This window comes from Nonomuraea terrae, assembly GCF_044465245.1.
Taxonomy (GTDB): domain Bacteria; phylum Actinomycetota; class Actinomycetes; order Streptosporangiales; family Streptosporangiaceae; genus Nonomuraea; species Nonomuraea terrae.
In genome coordinates, this window is record NZ_JBITLL010000004.1 from 140,373 (window position 1) to 153,578 (window position 13,206).

The 13,206-nt window shown below is 71.0% G+C and carries 15 protein-coding genes; 10 read left to right on the forward strand and 5 right to left on the reverse strand.

The window, feature by feature from the left end:
- The first annotated feature begins 52 nt into the window (after nt 1–52).
- The 5 genes from ACIBP6_RS18775 (at nt 53) to ACIBP6_RS18795 (ending at nt 5,282) form a co-directional block, all read left to right on the forward strand.
- Nucleotides 53–439 (forward strand): VOC family protein, encoded by a 387-nt coding sequence (locus ACIBP6_RS18775; RefSeq protein WP_397053659.1) that lies wholly within the window; start codon nt 53–55, stop codon nt 437–439.
- The gene (locus ACIBP6_RS18780; RefSeq protein ID WP_397053661.1) at nt 415–1,230 is read left to right on the forward strand and encodes an alpha/beta fold hydrolase; all 816 of its coding nucleotides are present in this window, start codon (nt 415–417) and stop codon (nt 1,228–1,230) included. Before ACIBP6_RS18775 ends, ACIBP6_RS18780 begins: the two co-directional genes overlap by 25 nt.
- 48 nt (nt 1,231–1,278) lie before the next feature.
- Complete coding sequence (locus ACIBP6_RS18785; RefSeq protein ID WP_397055362.1) at nt 1,279–3,771, forward strand: glycoside hydrolase family 3 protein; 2,493 nt, start codon at nt 1,279–1,281, stop codon at nt 3,769–3,771.
- Nucleotides 3,772–3,837: 66 nt separating this feature from the next.
- Entirely contained in the window at nt 3,838–4,518 is a 681-nt protein-coding gene (locus ACIBP6_RS18790; protein ID WP_397053663.1) for a DUF4191 domain-containing protein, read from the forward strand.
- The gene (locus tag ACIBP6_RS18795) at nt 4,518–5,282 is read left to right on the forward strand and encodes a class I SAM-dependent methyltransferase (RefSeq protein ID WP_397053665.1); all 765 of its coding nucleotides are present in this window, start codon (nt 4,518–4,520) and stop codon (nt 5,280–5,282) included. Before ACIBP6_RS18790 ends, ACIBP6_RS18795 begins: the two co-directional genes overlap by 1 nt.
- On the opposite strand, the gene ACIBP6_RS18800 is transcribed toward ACIBP6_RS18795, so the two are convergent.
- The 3 genes from ACIBP6_RS18800 to ACIBP6_RS18810 form a co-directional block, all read right to left on the reverse strand.
- Nucleotides 5,263–6,198: a hypothetical protein gene (locus ACIBP6_RS18800; protein ID WP_397053667.1), complete on the reverse strand. Its 936-nt coding sequence runs from the start codon at nt 6,196–6,198 to the stop codon at nt 5,263–5,265. The genes ACIBP6_RS18795 and ACIBP6_RS18800 overlap by 20 nt on opposite strands.
- Entirely contained in the window at nt 6,195–6,815 is a 621-nt protein-coding gene (locus ACIBP6_RS18805; protein WP_397053669.1) for a TetR/AcrR family transcriptional regulator, read from the reverse strand. Before ACIBP6_RS18805 ends, ACIBP6_RS18800 begins: the two co-directional genes overlap by 4 nt.
- A gap of 61 nt (nt 6,816–6,876) precedes the next feature.
- Nucleotides 6,877–7,338, reverse strand: coding sequence for an RDD family protein (locus tag ACIBP6_RS18810; RefSeq protein WP_397053671.1), 462 nt, complete (start codon nt 7,336–7,338; stop codon nt 6,877–6,879).
- A gap of 77 nt (nt 7,339–7,415) precedes the next feature.
- Between ACIBP6_RS18810 and ACIBP6_RS18815 the strand changes: the two genes are divergently transcribed.
- From ACIBP6_RS18815 to ACIBP6_RS18830, 4 genes are all read left to right on the forward strand, one after another.
- Complete coding sequence (locus tag ACIBP6_RS18815) at nt 7,416–8,480, forward strand: hypothetical protein (protein ID WP_397053673.1); 1,065 nt, start codon at nt 7,416–7,418, stop codon at nt 8,478–8,480.
- A 93-nt stretch (nt 8,481–8,573) separates the two neighbouring features.
- Nucleotides 8,574–9,998, forward strand: coding sequence for a type I glutamate--ammonia ligase (gene glnA / locus ACIBP6_RS18820; RefSeq protein WP_132622679.1), 1,425 nt, complete (start codon nt 8,574–8,576; stop codon nt 9,996–9,998).
- Nucleotides 9,999–10,224: 226 nt separating this feature from the next.
- Nucleotides 10,225–10,407, forward strand: a complete 183-nt coding sequence (locus ACIBP6_RS18825) for a hypothetical protein (protein ID WP_397053675.1) — start codon at nt 10,225–10,227, stop codon at nt 10,405–10,407.
- Nucleotides 10,408–10,855: 448 nt separating this feature from the next.
- Nucleotides 10,856–11,326, forward strand: coding sequence for a lamin tail domain-containing protein (locus tag ACIBP6_RS18830; protein ID WP_397053677.1), 471 nt, complete (start codon nt 10,856–10,858; stop codon nt 11,324–11,326).
- A 57-nt stretch (nt 11,327–11,383) separates the two neighbouring features.
- Here the strand turns inward: ACIBP6_RS18830 and ACIBP6_RS18835 are convergent, their stop codons facing one another.
- On the reverse strand, nt 11,384–11,965 hold the full coding sequence (locus ACIBP6_RS18835; RefSeq protein ID WP_397053679.1) for a rhodanese-like domain-containing protein: 582 nt from the start codon (nt 11,963–11,965) through the stop codon (nt 11,384–11,386).
- Between the two features lie 92 nt (nt 11,966–12,057).
- Between ACIBP6_RS18835 and ACIBP6_RS18840 the strand changes: the two genes are divergently transcribed.
- The gene (locus tag ACIBP6_RS18840; protein ID WP_397053681.1) at nt 12,058–12,519 is read left to right on the forward strand and encodes an Lrp/AsnC family transcriptional regulator; all 462 of its coding nucleotides are present in this window, start codon (nt 12,058–12,060) and stop codon (nt 12,517–12,519) included.
- On the opposite strand, the gene ACIBP6_RS18845 is transcribed toward ACIBP6_RS18840, so the two are convergent.
- Complete coding sequence (locus tag ACIBP6_RS18845) at nt 12,509–13,201, reverse strand: B3/4 domain-containing protein (protein WP_397053683.1); 693 nt, start codon at nt 13,199–13,201, stop codon at nt 12,509–12,511. The genes ACIBP6_RS18840 and ACIBP6_RS18845 overlap by 11 nt on opposite strands.
- Between the last annotated feature and the right edge of the window lie 5 nt (nt 13,202–13,206).

Genomic DNA, 13,206 nt, shown 5'->3' on the forward strand with positions numbered 1-13,206 from the left:
CGCCCTCCGGGCGAGACTGAACGTGTCCACCCCCACGGAAAAGGATCCGAAGATGCAGCTTTTCGTCAACCTGCCGGTCAAGGACCTCGACCGGTCGAAGAAGTTCTTCACCGAGCTCGGCTTCCAGCTGTTCGGCATGGCCGACACCATGGCGTCGGTGATCATCAGTGAGCAGACGCAGGTCATGCTGCTGACCGAGCCGGCGTTCGCGTCGTACATCACCAAGGACATCGCCGACTCCGGCACGGCCACCGAGGCGATCCTGGTGCTCGGGATGGAGAATCCCGCCCAGGTGGACGAGCTGGTGGACAAGGCCCTCGCGGCCGGGGCCACCCCGGCGGGCGTCAAGCTGGAGGACGGCATGCGTTACCAGCGCGGCTTCGCCGACCTCGACGGCCACCACTGGGAGGCGCTGTGCCTGGTGCAGCCGGCCGGATGAGCGGCAAGGCGATCTCCGCCGACGGCACGGTCATCGCCTACGACCGGCACGGCTCCGGGCCCGCTGTCGTCCTCGTGCACGGCGCGTTCACCGGCCGGGGCCACCCCGTGCTGGCGGGCGTGGCGACCGGCCTGGCCCCGTGGTTCACCGTGTACGACTACGACCGCCGGGGCCGCGGCGGGAGCGGCGACACCCTCCCGTACGCGGCCGAGCGGGAGGCCGAGGACCTGGCGGCGGTGATCGGGGCGGCGGGCGGGTCGGCCATGGTGTTCGGCGGCTCGTCGGGGGCCGCGCTGGCGCTCCTGGCCGCCGCCGGCAACCCCGCGATCACGAAGCTGGCCGTGTGGGAGCCGCCCTACCACGCGGGCGGCGGCGCGCCCGACCTGCCCCTCGACTTCGCCGGGCAACTGTCGTCGCTGGTCGCGGCCGGCAGACGGGGCGAGGCCGTGGAGCGGTTCATGGTGGCGGCGGCCGAGGTGCCGCCGCAGGCCGTGGCCGCGATGCGGGCGCACCCGTCGTGGGCGGAGATGGAGGCCGTCGCCCACACGCTGGCCTACGAGGCGTACGTGCTGGGGCCGGGCAACGCGCTGCCCGCCGACCGGCTGGCCGCGGTGACGCAGCCGACGCTGGTGCTCAACGGGGCCGACAGCCCCGGCTGGATGGGCCGCGCGGGCGAGGCGGTCGCGGCGGCGGTGCCCGGCGCGGTCCGCCGGGTGCTGGAGGACCAGGCGCACAACGTGGCAGCCGAGGCGCTGGTGCCGGAGTTGCTGGAGTTCTTCGTCGTCGCCTGATCGTGTCGCGTCCGTCGGGGAGACGACCCCCTGGTGAACACTGTGGCCGTGGACTTCGACGAACTGATCGCCCGGCTCGACCTCACCGCCAAGATCCGGCTGCTCACCGGCGCCGGCATGTGGTCGCTGCTGCCCATGCCCGAGATCGGCCTCGACCGGATCGTGATGAGCGACGGGCCCATCGGCGTACGCGGGGGGCGGTGGAGCGCCGCCGACCCCTCGATCGCCCTGCCGAGCCCGACGGCGCTGGCCGCGACCTGGGACGTGGAGCTGGTGCGGCGGGCCGGCCGGCTGCTCGCTCAGGAGGCCCGGCGCAAGGGCGTCCACGTCCTGCTCGCGCCGACGCTCAACCTGCACCGGTCACCGCTGGCCGGACGGCACTTCGAGTGCCTGTCGGAGGACCCGTACCTGACGGGTGAGATCGGCGCCGCTTACGTGGAGGGCGTGCAGGAGGGCGGGGTGGCGACCACGCCGAAGCACTTCGTCGCCAACGACTCCGAGACCGACCGGTTCACCGTGGACGTGCGGGTCGAGGAGAAGGCGCTGCGGGAGCTGTACCTGCGGCCGTTCGAGCGGGTGGTGCGGGCGGGGGCATGGGGGCTCATGACCGCCTACAACTCCGTGAACGGCGCCACCATGACCGAGCACTCCCCCTTGGTGAACGGGGTGCTGAAGGAGGAGTGGGGGTTCGACGGGCTCGTCGTGTCCGACTGGACGGCGGTGCGCTCGACCGAGGCCGCGGCGCTGGGCGGCACCGACGTGGCCATGCCGGGGCCGTACGGGCCGTGGGGCGACCGGCTGGAGGCGGCCGTGCGGGAGGGGCGGGTGCCGGAGTCGGTGGTCGACGACCGGGTCCGCCGCATCCTCCGCCTCGCCGAACGCGTCGGCGCCCTGCACATCACGCCCTCGGACGCCCAAGAGACCGCCGCTTCGGAGCCCGCCGCTGCTGGAGCACAAGAGATCGCCGCTTCGGAGCCCGCCGCCCCTGGAGCGCAGGAGTCCCCCGCCTCCGGACCCGCCGCCTACGAGGCCCCGGCCGTCTTCGGGCCGCTGCGGTCCGGCGGTGGGCCGCGCGTGCAGGAGCCCGTCGACGGGGTGGCGCTGGCGCGGGAGGCGGCCGCGCGGAGCTTCACGCTGCTGGCCAACGACGGCGTCCTGCCGCTGTCCGGCCGTCCGGTGATCGCCCTGCTCGGGGCGGCCGCCCGCGAGGCCCGCGTCATGGGCGGCGGCAGCGCGCAGGTCTTCCCCGAGCGGATCGTCTCCCCGCTGGCGGGCCTGTCGGAGCGTACGGAGGTCCGCTACGCCGTCGGGGCCGACCCGCGCCTCCGCCTCGCGCCGCTTCCCGGCCCGGTCACCGCGCAGTTCCTGGACGCGGCCGGCACGGTCCTCAGCGAGCAGCCGCTGTCCACCGGTGAGGCCCGCTGGATGGGCGACCTGCCGCCCGGCGTGGACGGCGACCGGCTGGCCGCGGTGCGGTTGCGGGCGGCGTACACGCCGGGGGCGACCGGCGAGCACGAGCTGTCGATCACCGGCGCGGGCGCGTTCACCCTGACCGTGGACGGCCGGAGCGTCTTCGACGGCCGCGTCGACGCGCCGGGCGACGACCCGGCCGTGGCGTTCCTGACGCCGCCCGAGCACCGGGTGAGCGTGCCGATGACCGCTGGGCGGGCGTACGAGCTGGCGCTGACGCATCCGGCGGGGGCGTTCGGCGGCATGGCGTTCGTGTCGCTCGCCCTCGGCCACGCCGACCCCGCGCCGGGTGAGGACGAGCTGCTGGCCGAGGCCGTGCGCGTGGCTGCCGAGTGCGACGTGGCGGTGGTCGTGGCCGGCACGACGCCGCAGGTCGAGAGCGAGGGCTTCGACCGCGAGAGCCTCCGGCTGCCGGGGCGGCAGGACGAGCTGGTCCGGGCCGTCGCCGCGGCCGGCCCGCGCACCGTGGTCGTGGTGAACGCGGGCGCCCCGGTGGAGCTGCCGTGGGCGGAGGAGGTGGCGGCCGTGCTGCTGACCTGGTTCCCGGGGCAGGAGGCGGGGGCGGCGCTGGCCGACGTGCTGTTCGGCGACGCCGAGCCTGGCGGGCGGCTGCCCACCACCTGGCCGCGGACGCTGGAGGACGCCCCGGTGACCGCCGTGACCCCGGTGGACGGGACGCTCGCGTACGAGGAGGGCGTCTCCATCGGCTACCCGGCGTGGCGACGGTCGGGGCGCGCGCCCGCGTACTGGTTCGGGCACGGCCTGGGCTACACCACCTGGTCGTACGACTCGATCGCGGCCGAGGGCGCCACCGTGAGCGTGGCCGTCACCAACACCGGCCCGCGGCCCGGCCGGGAGGTCGTGCAGGTCTACGCCGGTCGCGAACACCGGCTGGCCGGTTTCGACGTGGTGGAGGCCGGCCCCGGCGAGACCGTGATCAGCACGATCTTCCTGCCGGAACGCGCTTTCCAGGTCTGGGACGGCGGCTGGCGCACGGTCGAGGGCGAACACCCGGTAGCGGCCGGTCGCAGCGCCGCCGACCTCCGCCTCTTCGCGACGGTGAAGATCTAGTCACAGGGCAGGCACGGCGCGGGCGCGTTTTCCACACTGCACCTGTTGGTTTGTATCCTTCTGAGCATGGCAAAGTCCGAGGACTCAGAGAAGCCGGGGCGCATCAAGCAGCTCCGCATGATCGCGAAGATCATCAAGCAGGCCAACCCCAAGGGGATGCCGATCGTCTTCCTCTCGGCGGTGGGCACGCTGGCGGTGGTCATCGTGATCGGCCTGGTCACGGACTACTTCTGGTATTCCCTGTTCATCGGCATCCTGGCCGCTCTGACGGTGGGCCTGGTGGTGTTCGGGCAGCTCGCGCAGCGGGCGCAGTATTCGCTGCTGCACGGCCAGACCGGCGCCGCGGCGGCCGTGCTGCAGGGCATGCGCGGAAACTGGCAGGTCACGCCGGCCATCGCGGTCAACCGCGAGCAGGACCTCGTCCATCTCGTGGTCGGCTATCCGGGCGTCGTGCTGGTGTCCGAAGGTCCGGGCAACCGGGTGGGCAGGATGCTGGCGGCCGAGAAGAAGCGGGTCGCGCGCGTGGTGCTGGGCGTCGAGATCTATGACATCCAGTGCGGCGACGGCGAGGGCCAGGTGCCGCTCGGCAAGCTGCAGCGCCACCTGATGAAGCTGCCGCGCAACCTCAAGAAGCCCGCGGTCAACGAGGTGAAGGACCGGCTGGGCTCGCTGCCGCGCAACATGCCCCTGCCGAAGGGCCCGATGCCCAAGGGCGCCCGCATGCCGCGCGGCCCCAAGCTGCGCTAGTGCCGTCCCTGTCGTCACGCGCCAACCGCTCGTGGTGGGACGGCAACGCCGACGACTACCAGGTCGAGCACGGCGGCTTCCTGCGTGACACCGGGTTCGTGTGGTGTCCCGAGGGCCTCGACGAGGCCGAGGCGCGGCTGCTCGGCGACGTGCGCGGTCAGCGGGTGCTCGAGATCGGCTGCGGGGCCGCGCAGTGCGCGCGGTGGCTGGTGACGCAGGGCGCCGAGGTGGCCGCGTTCGACATCTCCCACCGGCAGCTGCGCCACTCCCAGCGCATCGACCTCGACACCGGGGTGCGGGTGCCGGTGGTGCAGGCCGACGCCGAGGCGCTGCCGTTCGCGGCCGAGTCGTTCGACCTGGCGTGCTCGGCGTTCGGGGCGCTGCCGTTCGTGGCCGACCCGGCGGCCGTCTTCCGCGAGGTGCGCCGGGTGCTGCGGCCGGGCGGCCGGTTCGTGTTCTCGGTGAGCCATCCGATCCGGTGGGCGTTCCCCGACGACCCGGGGCCGCGGGGGCTGACGTCCGACCGGTCCTACTTCGACCGCTCCCCGTACGAGGAGCGCGACGAGCACGGCCGGCTCACCTACGTCGAGCACCACCGCACGATGGCCGACTGGGTCAACCTGCTGGTGGCCTCGGAGCTCACCGTCACCGGGCTGCTGGAGCCGGAGTGGCCGCAGGGGCACGAGCAGGTGTGGGGCGGCTGGAGCCCGCTGCGCGGCCGTCACCTGCCGGGCACGGCGATCTTCAGCTGCGCGCATACCTAGCGGCCATGGCGTGGAAGATCTCCCGGGGCCGCCACCGGGTGTCGTCGAGCATGGTGACCACGCCGTACGAGCCGAGGTCGTCGTCAGTGCGGTTGTAGGCGGCGAAGGTGAACCACAGGGCGGTGTCGACGCCCTCGCGTTCGAAGACGTCCATCAGCTCGGTGAAGTAGCGCACCTGCTCGGCCTCGTCGCGCACCGCGCCCTCGGGCACCGACCACGCCATGCCGCCCAGCTCCCCCGCCCCCTTGTACGGGCAGGTGCCGAACTCCGTGACCGCGACCGGCTTGCCGGGCGTGAACCGCGCGCGCAGCTCGTCCGCGAAGGCGTCCGCGTTGTACCCCGCCCGGTAGGCGTCTGTGCCGACCAGGTCGAACGGGCTCCAGTCGAGGAACTCCCACGGGCCTGAGGCGTACGTGACGGGGCCGCCGAAGCGGGGCCTGACGGTCTCGGCGGCCTCGGCCAGGAAGCCGTTGAAGCGCTCCATCACCGGGCCGAGCGACTGCCACCAGGCGAGGTCGGCGGTGGCCATGCGCTCCAGCCGTTCGCCGTAGGTGTCACCGGGGAGGAATCCGGGGCAGAAGGCGCTGGTCTCGCAGCCGGTCACCAACACCACCCGCGCGCCGCTCTCGCGAACGGCCTCGGCGCGTTCCGCGCAGTCGGCGTACAGGCGCAGGGTCTCGTCGGAGGGGATGTCGACCGGGAAGGGCGCGAACCAGACCTCCAGGCCCTCGGCGGCGGCCCGCTCCGCCGCGACGCTCAGCCGCGCGGGGTCGCGGCCCGAGACCCGGACGACGTCGCAGTGCAGCTCGCGGGCGATGACGCGCATCTCGCGGGCGACGGCGTCGGGGTCGAAGACGGGGCGGGAGCAGGAGTCGCCCGGTAGGAAGCCAGTGTCGTAGTTGATGCCTTTTTTCACGATTTTTCCCCTTCTAGCGATGAAAAGCCGTGTTCGAGGAGGTCGAAGGCCAGCTCGACGTCTTCTGCCAGGAGCCGTCCGGCCTTCTCCATCGGCACCCCGGTGGAGAGCCGGTGAAAGAACGCCTCCTGCACGGTGGTGACCGCGGCGCTGATCTCGGCGGCCATGAGCTGCGCGGCCAGGCCGTCGCCCGGAACGGCCCGCGCCAGCTCGGCGGCCAGCTCGTGGCGCTGGCCCGCGTGCGTCCGCTGGAGCCCCGCCAGCAGGGCCGGGCTCGACGAGATCACCCGGATCCGGGTGAAGAGTTCCTCGACATCCACCTCGCCGGCGCCCTGCCGGGCCATCCCGCGATAGTGCGCGCGCAGCGCGTCGAGCGGCGACCGCCCCTCCGGACGCCCGGCCACGATCGCGGCCATGTCCTCCTTGACCGCGTCGAGGACGAGGCACTCCTTGCTGGAGAAGTACGCGAACAGCGTCACCTTGGCGACCCCGGCCGCCTCGGCGACCTCGGCGACGGTCACCGCGTCGTAGCCGCGCTCGTCGAACAGGCGCAGCGCCACCTCGGAGATCCGGCACCGCGTCTGTTCTTTCTTGCGTTCCCTGAGCCCCGCCATCATGCGGACAGCATAAACCGTACCGGGTTCATTTCTGAACCCGGTACGGTTTATTGACCGCTCGCTACATGCGGACGACCATGGTGTTGGAGGCGCGGTCGTGGACGCCGCGGTGGTCGCGGTCCCAGATCAGGGCCGGCACGGTCAGGCAGAGCAGCACGGTGCGCACCACCACGGGGAGCAGGCGCGGGTCGCCGCCGTCCATCGCGGCGACCCTGATGCCCATGAGCCGGTGGCCGAACGTCTGCCCCATGAAGCCCACGAGCAGGAGGTACTGGAGGGCGAAGACGGCGACCGGCGCCCACGGCGCCTCGGCGGGGTTCATCCGCAGCAGCAGTTGCACGACGACCCACGTGCAGATCATCCAGTCGATGACGAGTGCGCCGATGCGGCGCCCCCAGCCGCTGATCGACCCGCTGCCCTCCTCGGGCAGGCCCAGGCGCTCGCCCGGGTATCCGAGATCGACGCCGGCGGACCGTACGCCGCCCAGCCAGGTCTGCGTCCACCGAGGCTCGTTGCCGCTCATGCCTCCAACGGTATCCGCCCGGTGGGCCGGTCGGAATCGTGACCCGGCCGCGTCGCAAGACCATCAAGATGTACGCCATGCCACACGGAGATGACCTTGATGCGCGCTTCAACGAGCTGGTCTCACAGATCGACAAGGAGGAGCAGCGCAGGATGCGGACAGCGGCGAGAAGAGCCGCCAAGACCGGGCGTCCGGGCGACGGGACCGATCGCTTGGCCGGATACTTACCGGAGCCCGAACCCGCGCCCCGCAGCAGGCGGGGCCGGCTGATGGCGGCCGCCGTCGCGGCGCTGATCGTCGCCGGTGCCGTGGTCGTCACGTACCGCCCGGATGTGCTGGCCCCGCTGAGGTCGGCGGCGTCGGGCGCGGTGCCGGAGGAGACCATGCCGGTCGTCGCGGCGCCGCTGGACCAGCTGGTCATGGGGCCGGCGGACGGCTCCGGCACCGACCTGGCCGACCCGTTCGCCGGATCACCGGCCGAGAAGTACGCCGAGGGGATCGACGGGTTCGCGATGCCGGAGGCCAAGGCGCTGGGCGGCCTTCCGGAAAAGGACGTCGCCAAAGGGCTGCGGCGCACCCGCGAGCTGCTGGCCGCCGCGTACCTCGACAAGAGGACGCTGCTCGGCGGCGCTCCGGACGCGTTCGCCCGGCTGCTGGACCGCGGGCAGCGCGACTGGTTCCGCGAAGGGCTGGACGACCCGAAGGAGACCACGCGGACGCTCGTGAACAGCTTCGCGCCGAAGACCGCCGAGCTCACCACGGACGTCGTCAAGGTCAAGGGGCGGACCACGCTGACCACGTTCAAGGAGAAGGGCCTGCGCGGGGTCCGGGCGACGTTCAACTACCTCGCGGTCTACGCGGTGCAGCGCCCCGGCCAGCCCGCCACCGCCATGAGGCTCGTCACTCACCTCACCGGCACCGTACAGATCTACCACCAGGCCGGCCGGCTCGTGGTCTGGGTGAGCAGCTGGGACGGCAGCGCGACGCCTGCCCGCTGCGACGTGGAGGACGGCTTCATCCACCCTTACTACGACGACTCGCCGCCCGACAAGGTGCCCGCCACCGGGGCGCCCGAGGACCCCTACGACCTGGAGGACGAGCCGCGGCACGACGACGGCTGCTCGGCATCACAGGCCACCTGACCTGCGTAACACGTGCGAAACAATCGGGACACCGTATGGAAACGGCCCCGGCCTAGCGTCGCAATGATGACCAGTCCCCAGGGAGGTTCGAGAGTGTTCAACTCCGCCGACGACGTCCTGAAGTTCATCAGTGACGAAGGGGTGCAGTTCGTCGATGTCAGGTTCACCGACCTGCCGGGGACGACGCACCACTTCACCTTCCCGGTTGAGAACTTCGGTGCGAGCGTCTTCACTGACGGTCTGATGTTCGACGGCTCGTCGATCCGCGGTTTCCAGCAGATCCACGAGTCCGACATGCTTCTGCTGCCCGACCCTTCGAGCGCCGTGGTGGACCCGTTCCGCCAGCACAAGACGCTCAACATCAACTTCTTCGTGCACGACCCGCTGACGGGCGAGGCCTACAGCCGCGACCCGCGCAACGTGGCGCGCAAGGCCGAGGAGTACCTCAAGGGCACGGGCATCGCCGACACGGTCTACTTCGGCCCCGAGGCCGAGTTCTACATCTTCGACGACGTGCGCTTCGAGACGAAGCAGAACGCCGGCTACTACTACATCGACTCCATCGAGGGCGCCTGGAACACCGGCAAGGCGGCCGAGGGCGGCAACCTCGGCTACAAGCCGCGTTACAAGGGCGGCTACTTCCCGGTGCCGCCGATGGACCACTTCACCGACCTGCGCTCCGAGATGGTGCGCCACCTCATCGAGTGCGGCATCGACGTCGAGATGCAGCACCACGAGGTCGGCACCGCCGGTCAGGCCGAGATCGACTTCAAGTTCGGCACGCTGCTCAAGACGGCCGACAACCTGATGCTGTACAAGTACATCATCAAGAGCACCGCCATGGAGAACGGCCGCACGGTCACCTTCATGCCGAAGCCGCTCTTCGGTGACAACGGCTCCGGCATGCACTGCCACCAGTCGCTGTGGAAGGACGGCTCGCCGCTCTTCTACGACGAGGTCGGCTACGCGGGGCTGTCCGACACCGCCCGCTACTACATCGGCGGTCTGCTCAAGCACGCGCCGTCGCTGCTGGCGTTCACCAACCCGACGGTCAACTCCTACCACCGCCTGGTGCCCGGCTACGAGGCCCCGGTCAACCTGGTCTACTCCCAGCGCAACCGCTCGGCCTGCGTCCGCATCCCGATCACGGGGTCCAACCCGAAGGCCAAGCGCATCGAGTTCCGCGTGCCGGACCCGTCCTGCAACCCGTACTTCGCCTTCGCGGCGATGCTGATGGCGGGCATCGACGGCATCCGCAACAAGATCGAGCCGCCGGAGCCGGTCGACAAGGACCTCTACGAGCTCCCGCCGGAGGAGGCCCGCAACATCCCGCAGGTGCCCGGCTCGCTGCCCGAGGTGCTCGCCGCCCTCGAGGCCGACCACGACTACCTGCTGGAGGGCGGCGTCTTCACGCCCGACCTCATCGAGACGTGGGTGTCGTACAAGCGCGAGAACGAGGTCGACCCGATCCGCCTTCGCCCGCACCCGCACGAGTTCGAGCTCTACTACGACGTGTGACGACCGGCGACCGCGCGGTGACCTGCATGGTCATCGCGCGGTTTCCGTCTGGTTGTGACGGCTCTGTTCGCTGCGGCCCGTCTTCGGTCGGATGCCCCGACGCTTCGCCTTCACGGACAAGCCATGTCGGGGTGGGTTGCCAGTGTTAGATCGTCTTGTCGCTGGAAACAGGAATGGTCCGCAACGTCGTGGATACCCGCGACTGACCATTCTGGAGGAGCGCATTTTGGGTAGGACCGGCCGGAAGAGGATGCTGGCGGCGGCCGCCATGGTGGCGACGATCGGCTTGACCGGCGCCTGCAACGGCGGCGGCGACGATGGTGACGACGACCCCGATGTGGTGAACACGCAAGCCCCTGACGGTGACAACGACCAGGACGGCGACACGGAGCAGGACGGCGACAACTGACGTGACCGACGACCCGGCGTCTGTGTAGAGGCGCCGGGTACGCGGTGCGGCGGGGGCGGCCCTGTCTCTCCCCTCCTGGCCCATGGAGCGATGATTGCCGCTTCTGCATCGAGTGCCAGAGTCACCCAGGTATACGAGGCTTGGGCCGAGAGCTGGTCCGCTGAGCCCTTCTCATCCCGAGTAGCGGCCCTCTTCGACGAGCCGCAGGACCAGGACGCCTGGATGCCGTATGGAGTGGGTGTTCCCCTGGGTGGCTCTTCAGTCACGTGGGTGACCGTCCTGACGTCGGCGGATCTCCTCGGGTAGGGCGGACGCGTCCGACATCAGATTGGTGCGGTTGTTCGCCGGGTGTGTCAGGTATCAAACCGATACGGGAACGGTCCATTGGGGCGTGCGAGCGTCAATATGCTCGGTTCGCATCATTGCCGACACCCCCCGGAGTCTCCCCGTGCGTACCCGATCTCTGCTGACGGCCGCGGCACTGACCGCCGGCATGGCCCTCGCCGCCCAGCCCGCCCACGCGGCGGCGCCGGTGGTCCAGATCACCAAGATCTACTACGACTCCCCCGGCTCGCCGGACAACGGCGGGAACAGCAGCCTGAACGGCGAGTACGTGCAGATCAAGAACACCGGCAAGAAGGCCGTCAGCCTGAAGGGCTGGACCGTGCGCGACCAGACGAGCCGGTCGGATCACGTCTACCGGTTCGGTACGTTCACCCTCAAAGCCGGGAAGACGGTCACCGTGCGCACCGGCAAGGGCGCGAACACCGCCACCAACCGCTACTGGGGCAGGAGCGGCGGAACCCTCGCCTACATCTGGAACCAGAACGCGGACACCGCCTACCTGCGCAACGCTTCCGGGAAGCTGGTCGACTCCTGCTCGTACAACTCGACGAAGCAGGACTACAAGACCTGCTGACCCGCACCCGCGACCGTGCGGCCGTGTAGCGGATGCGGGTGGGACGTGCACAGTGGTTCAGCAGGCGCAGGTGAGGGAGTTCGCCGGGGCGGTCAGGGGGTCGGGGGCGCGGTGGTCGCGGCCGGTTGGCGTTTCGAGGGGGAAGCCTTCGCGGATCCAGTACTCGATGCCGCCGATCATCTCCTTGACCTGGTAGCCCAGCTGGGCGAGGGCCAGGGCCGCGCGGGTGGCGCCGTTGCAGCCCGGCCCCCAGCAGTACGTGATGACGGGGATCGCCGGGTCCAGCAGGGTGGCGGCGCGGGCCGGGATGTCGGCGGTGGGCAGGTGCAGCGCGCCCGGCACGTGGCCCTGGTCCCAGCCGGAGGCGGCGCGTGAGTCGAGGAGGACGAAGCCGGGGGCGCCTGACTCCATCGAGGCGTGCACGTCGGAGACGTCCGTCTGGTACGTGAGGCGGGCCGCGAAGAAGGCCGCGGCGTGGGCCGGGGCCGCAGGCGGGATCCGCAGCACCGGGCTGGGCAGGGTGATGCCGGTCGCGGCAGCGCCTGGGTCGGGGCTACCCGTCGCGACGGTGCTGACTGCGGCGGTGCCGGCTGCGGCGGTGCTGGTCAGAGGTGCTTCGGAGGGGATGGTTGCGGTCATGGGGAGAGGCTACGGGGGTGAATCCTGCGGTTGAAGGGGACTTCAACGGCGATTGAGGAGGATCTCCGGGCATTTCGTGGTAGATATCGGTTATGGCCGGGGTTTTGCTGGATGAGACGGATATGCGGATTCTGGAGGCGTTGCAGCGGGACGGGAGGGCCAGCTACGCGGAGCTCGCACGGACCGTGTCCATGTCGGCCAGCGCCGTCACCGAGCGGGTGCGGCGGCTGGAGGAGAGCGGCGTGATCAGCGGCTACTCCGCCGTCGTCGATCCGGAAAGGCTCGGGCTCGGCATCCTGGCGTTCGTACGGCTGCGCTATCCGACCGGCAACTACCGGCCGTTCCATGACCTGATCGCCACCACGCCCGAGATCCTGGAAGCCCACCACGTGACCGGTGAGGACTGTTTCGTGCTGAAGGTCCTCGCCGGGTCCATGCGTCACCTGGAGCAGGTCACCGGGCGGATCGCCGGGCTCGGCTCGGTCACGACGAGCGTCGTCTACTCCAGCCCGCTGCCGAACCGGGCCATCACGACGTACGGCGTCACAGGCTGAAGCGCGGCGCGGACGGGCGCAGGACGGCCGTCCGCGGGGCGACGGGCCACAGGGCGGTCAGGTCGTCGGCCAGGGCGGCGACGAGGGAGGCGATGTCCTGCCGGGCCGAGGCGTGCAGGGCCTCGGCGACGATCAGGACGTCCGTGGTCGTGTCGCGGACGGCGGAGTGGCCGCTCTGGCGGTGCGTCCAGCGGCGGGCGTGCGCCCTGCCCTCCGCGTCCGCGAAGATCACCTCGCCGGCGGGCGGCCGCTCCGTCTCCCCCGAGAAGGTCACGTACGTCTCGTCGCCCGTGGCGTGCCGGATCTCCAGGTGACCGGCGACCTGGTCGAGGTCGAACACGGCCACCGGGATCGCGTACGCGAGTGAGACGGCGTTGCACAGGTCGATCAGGGGGTGGAGGCGCGGGAGCTCGCCTTCCTTCCTGAAGCGGCGCAGGAGCGACTCCGACGCGCACCTGTACTGGGTGGGCTTGAGCCCCATCCGGGTGAAGGCCCTGCGCCACGCCTGGATCTCCGGCAGCTCGCCCTCGGAGGCGGTGGCCAGTCTGGCCGCGGCCGTCTCGGTGTGGCGGGCGATCCGATCGTCCACGGAGGCGTCCTTCGAGACGCCCTGGACGTGCAGGGCCCCCGGCACGAGGTCGGGGAAGTCGCGCCAGATGTCGTCGGAATGCTGCAGGTGCATGAGCC

Coding starts and splice junctions, on each gene's coding strand:
- ACIBP6_RS18840 (WP_397053681.1), top strand. CDS start 12,058: ATGGCCGGGGTTTTGCTGGATGAGACGGATATGCGGATTCTGGAGGCG.
- ACIBP6_RS18835 (WP_397053679.1), bottom strand. CDS start 11,965: ATGACCGCAACCATCCCCTCCGAAGCACCTCTGACCAGCACCGCCGCA.
- ACIBP6_RS18810 (WP_397053671.1), bottom strand. CDS start 7,338: ATGAGCGGCAACGAGCCTCGGTGGACGCAGACCTGGCTGGGCGGCGTA.
- ACIBP6_RS18815 (WP_397053673.1), top strand. CDS start 7,416: ATGCCACACGGAGATGACCTTGATGCGCGCTTCAACGAGCTGGTCTCA.
- ACIBP6_RS18775 (WP_397053659.1), top strand. CDS start 53: ATGCAGCTTTTCGTCAACCTGCCGGTCAAGGACCTCGACCGGTCGAAG.
- ACIBP6_RS18805 (WP_397053669.1), bottom strand. CDS start 6,815: ATGATGGCGGGGCTCAGGGAACGCAAGAAAGAACAGACGCGGTGCCGG.
- ACIBP6_RS18790 (WP_397053663.1), top strand. CDS start 3,838: ATGGCAAAGTCCGAGGACTCAGAGAAGCCGGGGCGCATCAAGCAGCTC.
- ACIBP6_RS18845 (WP_397053683.1), bottom strand. CDS start 13,201: ATGCACCTGCAGCATTCCGACGACATCTGGCGCGACTTCCCCGACCTC.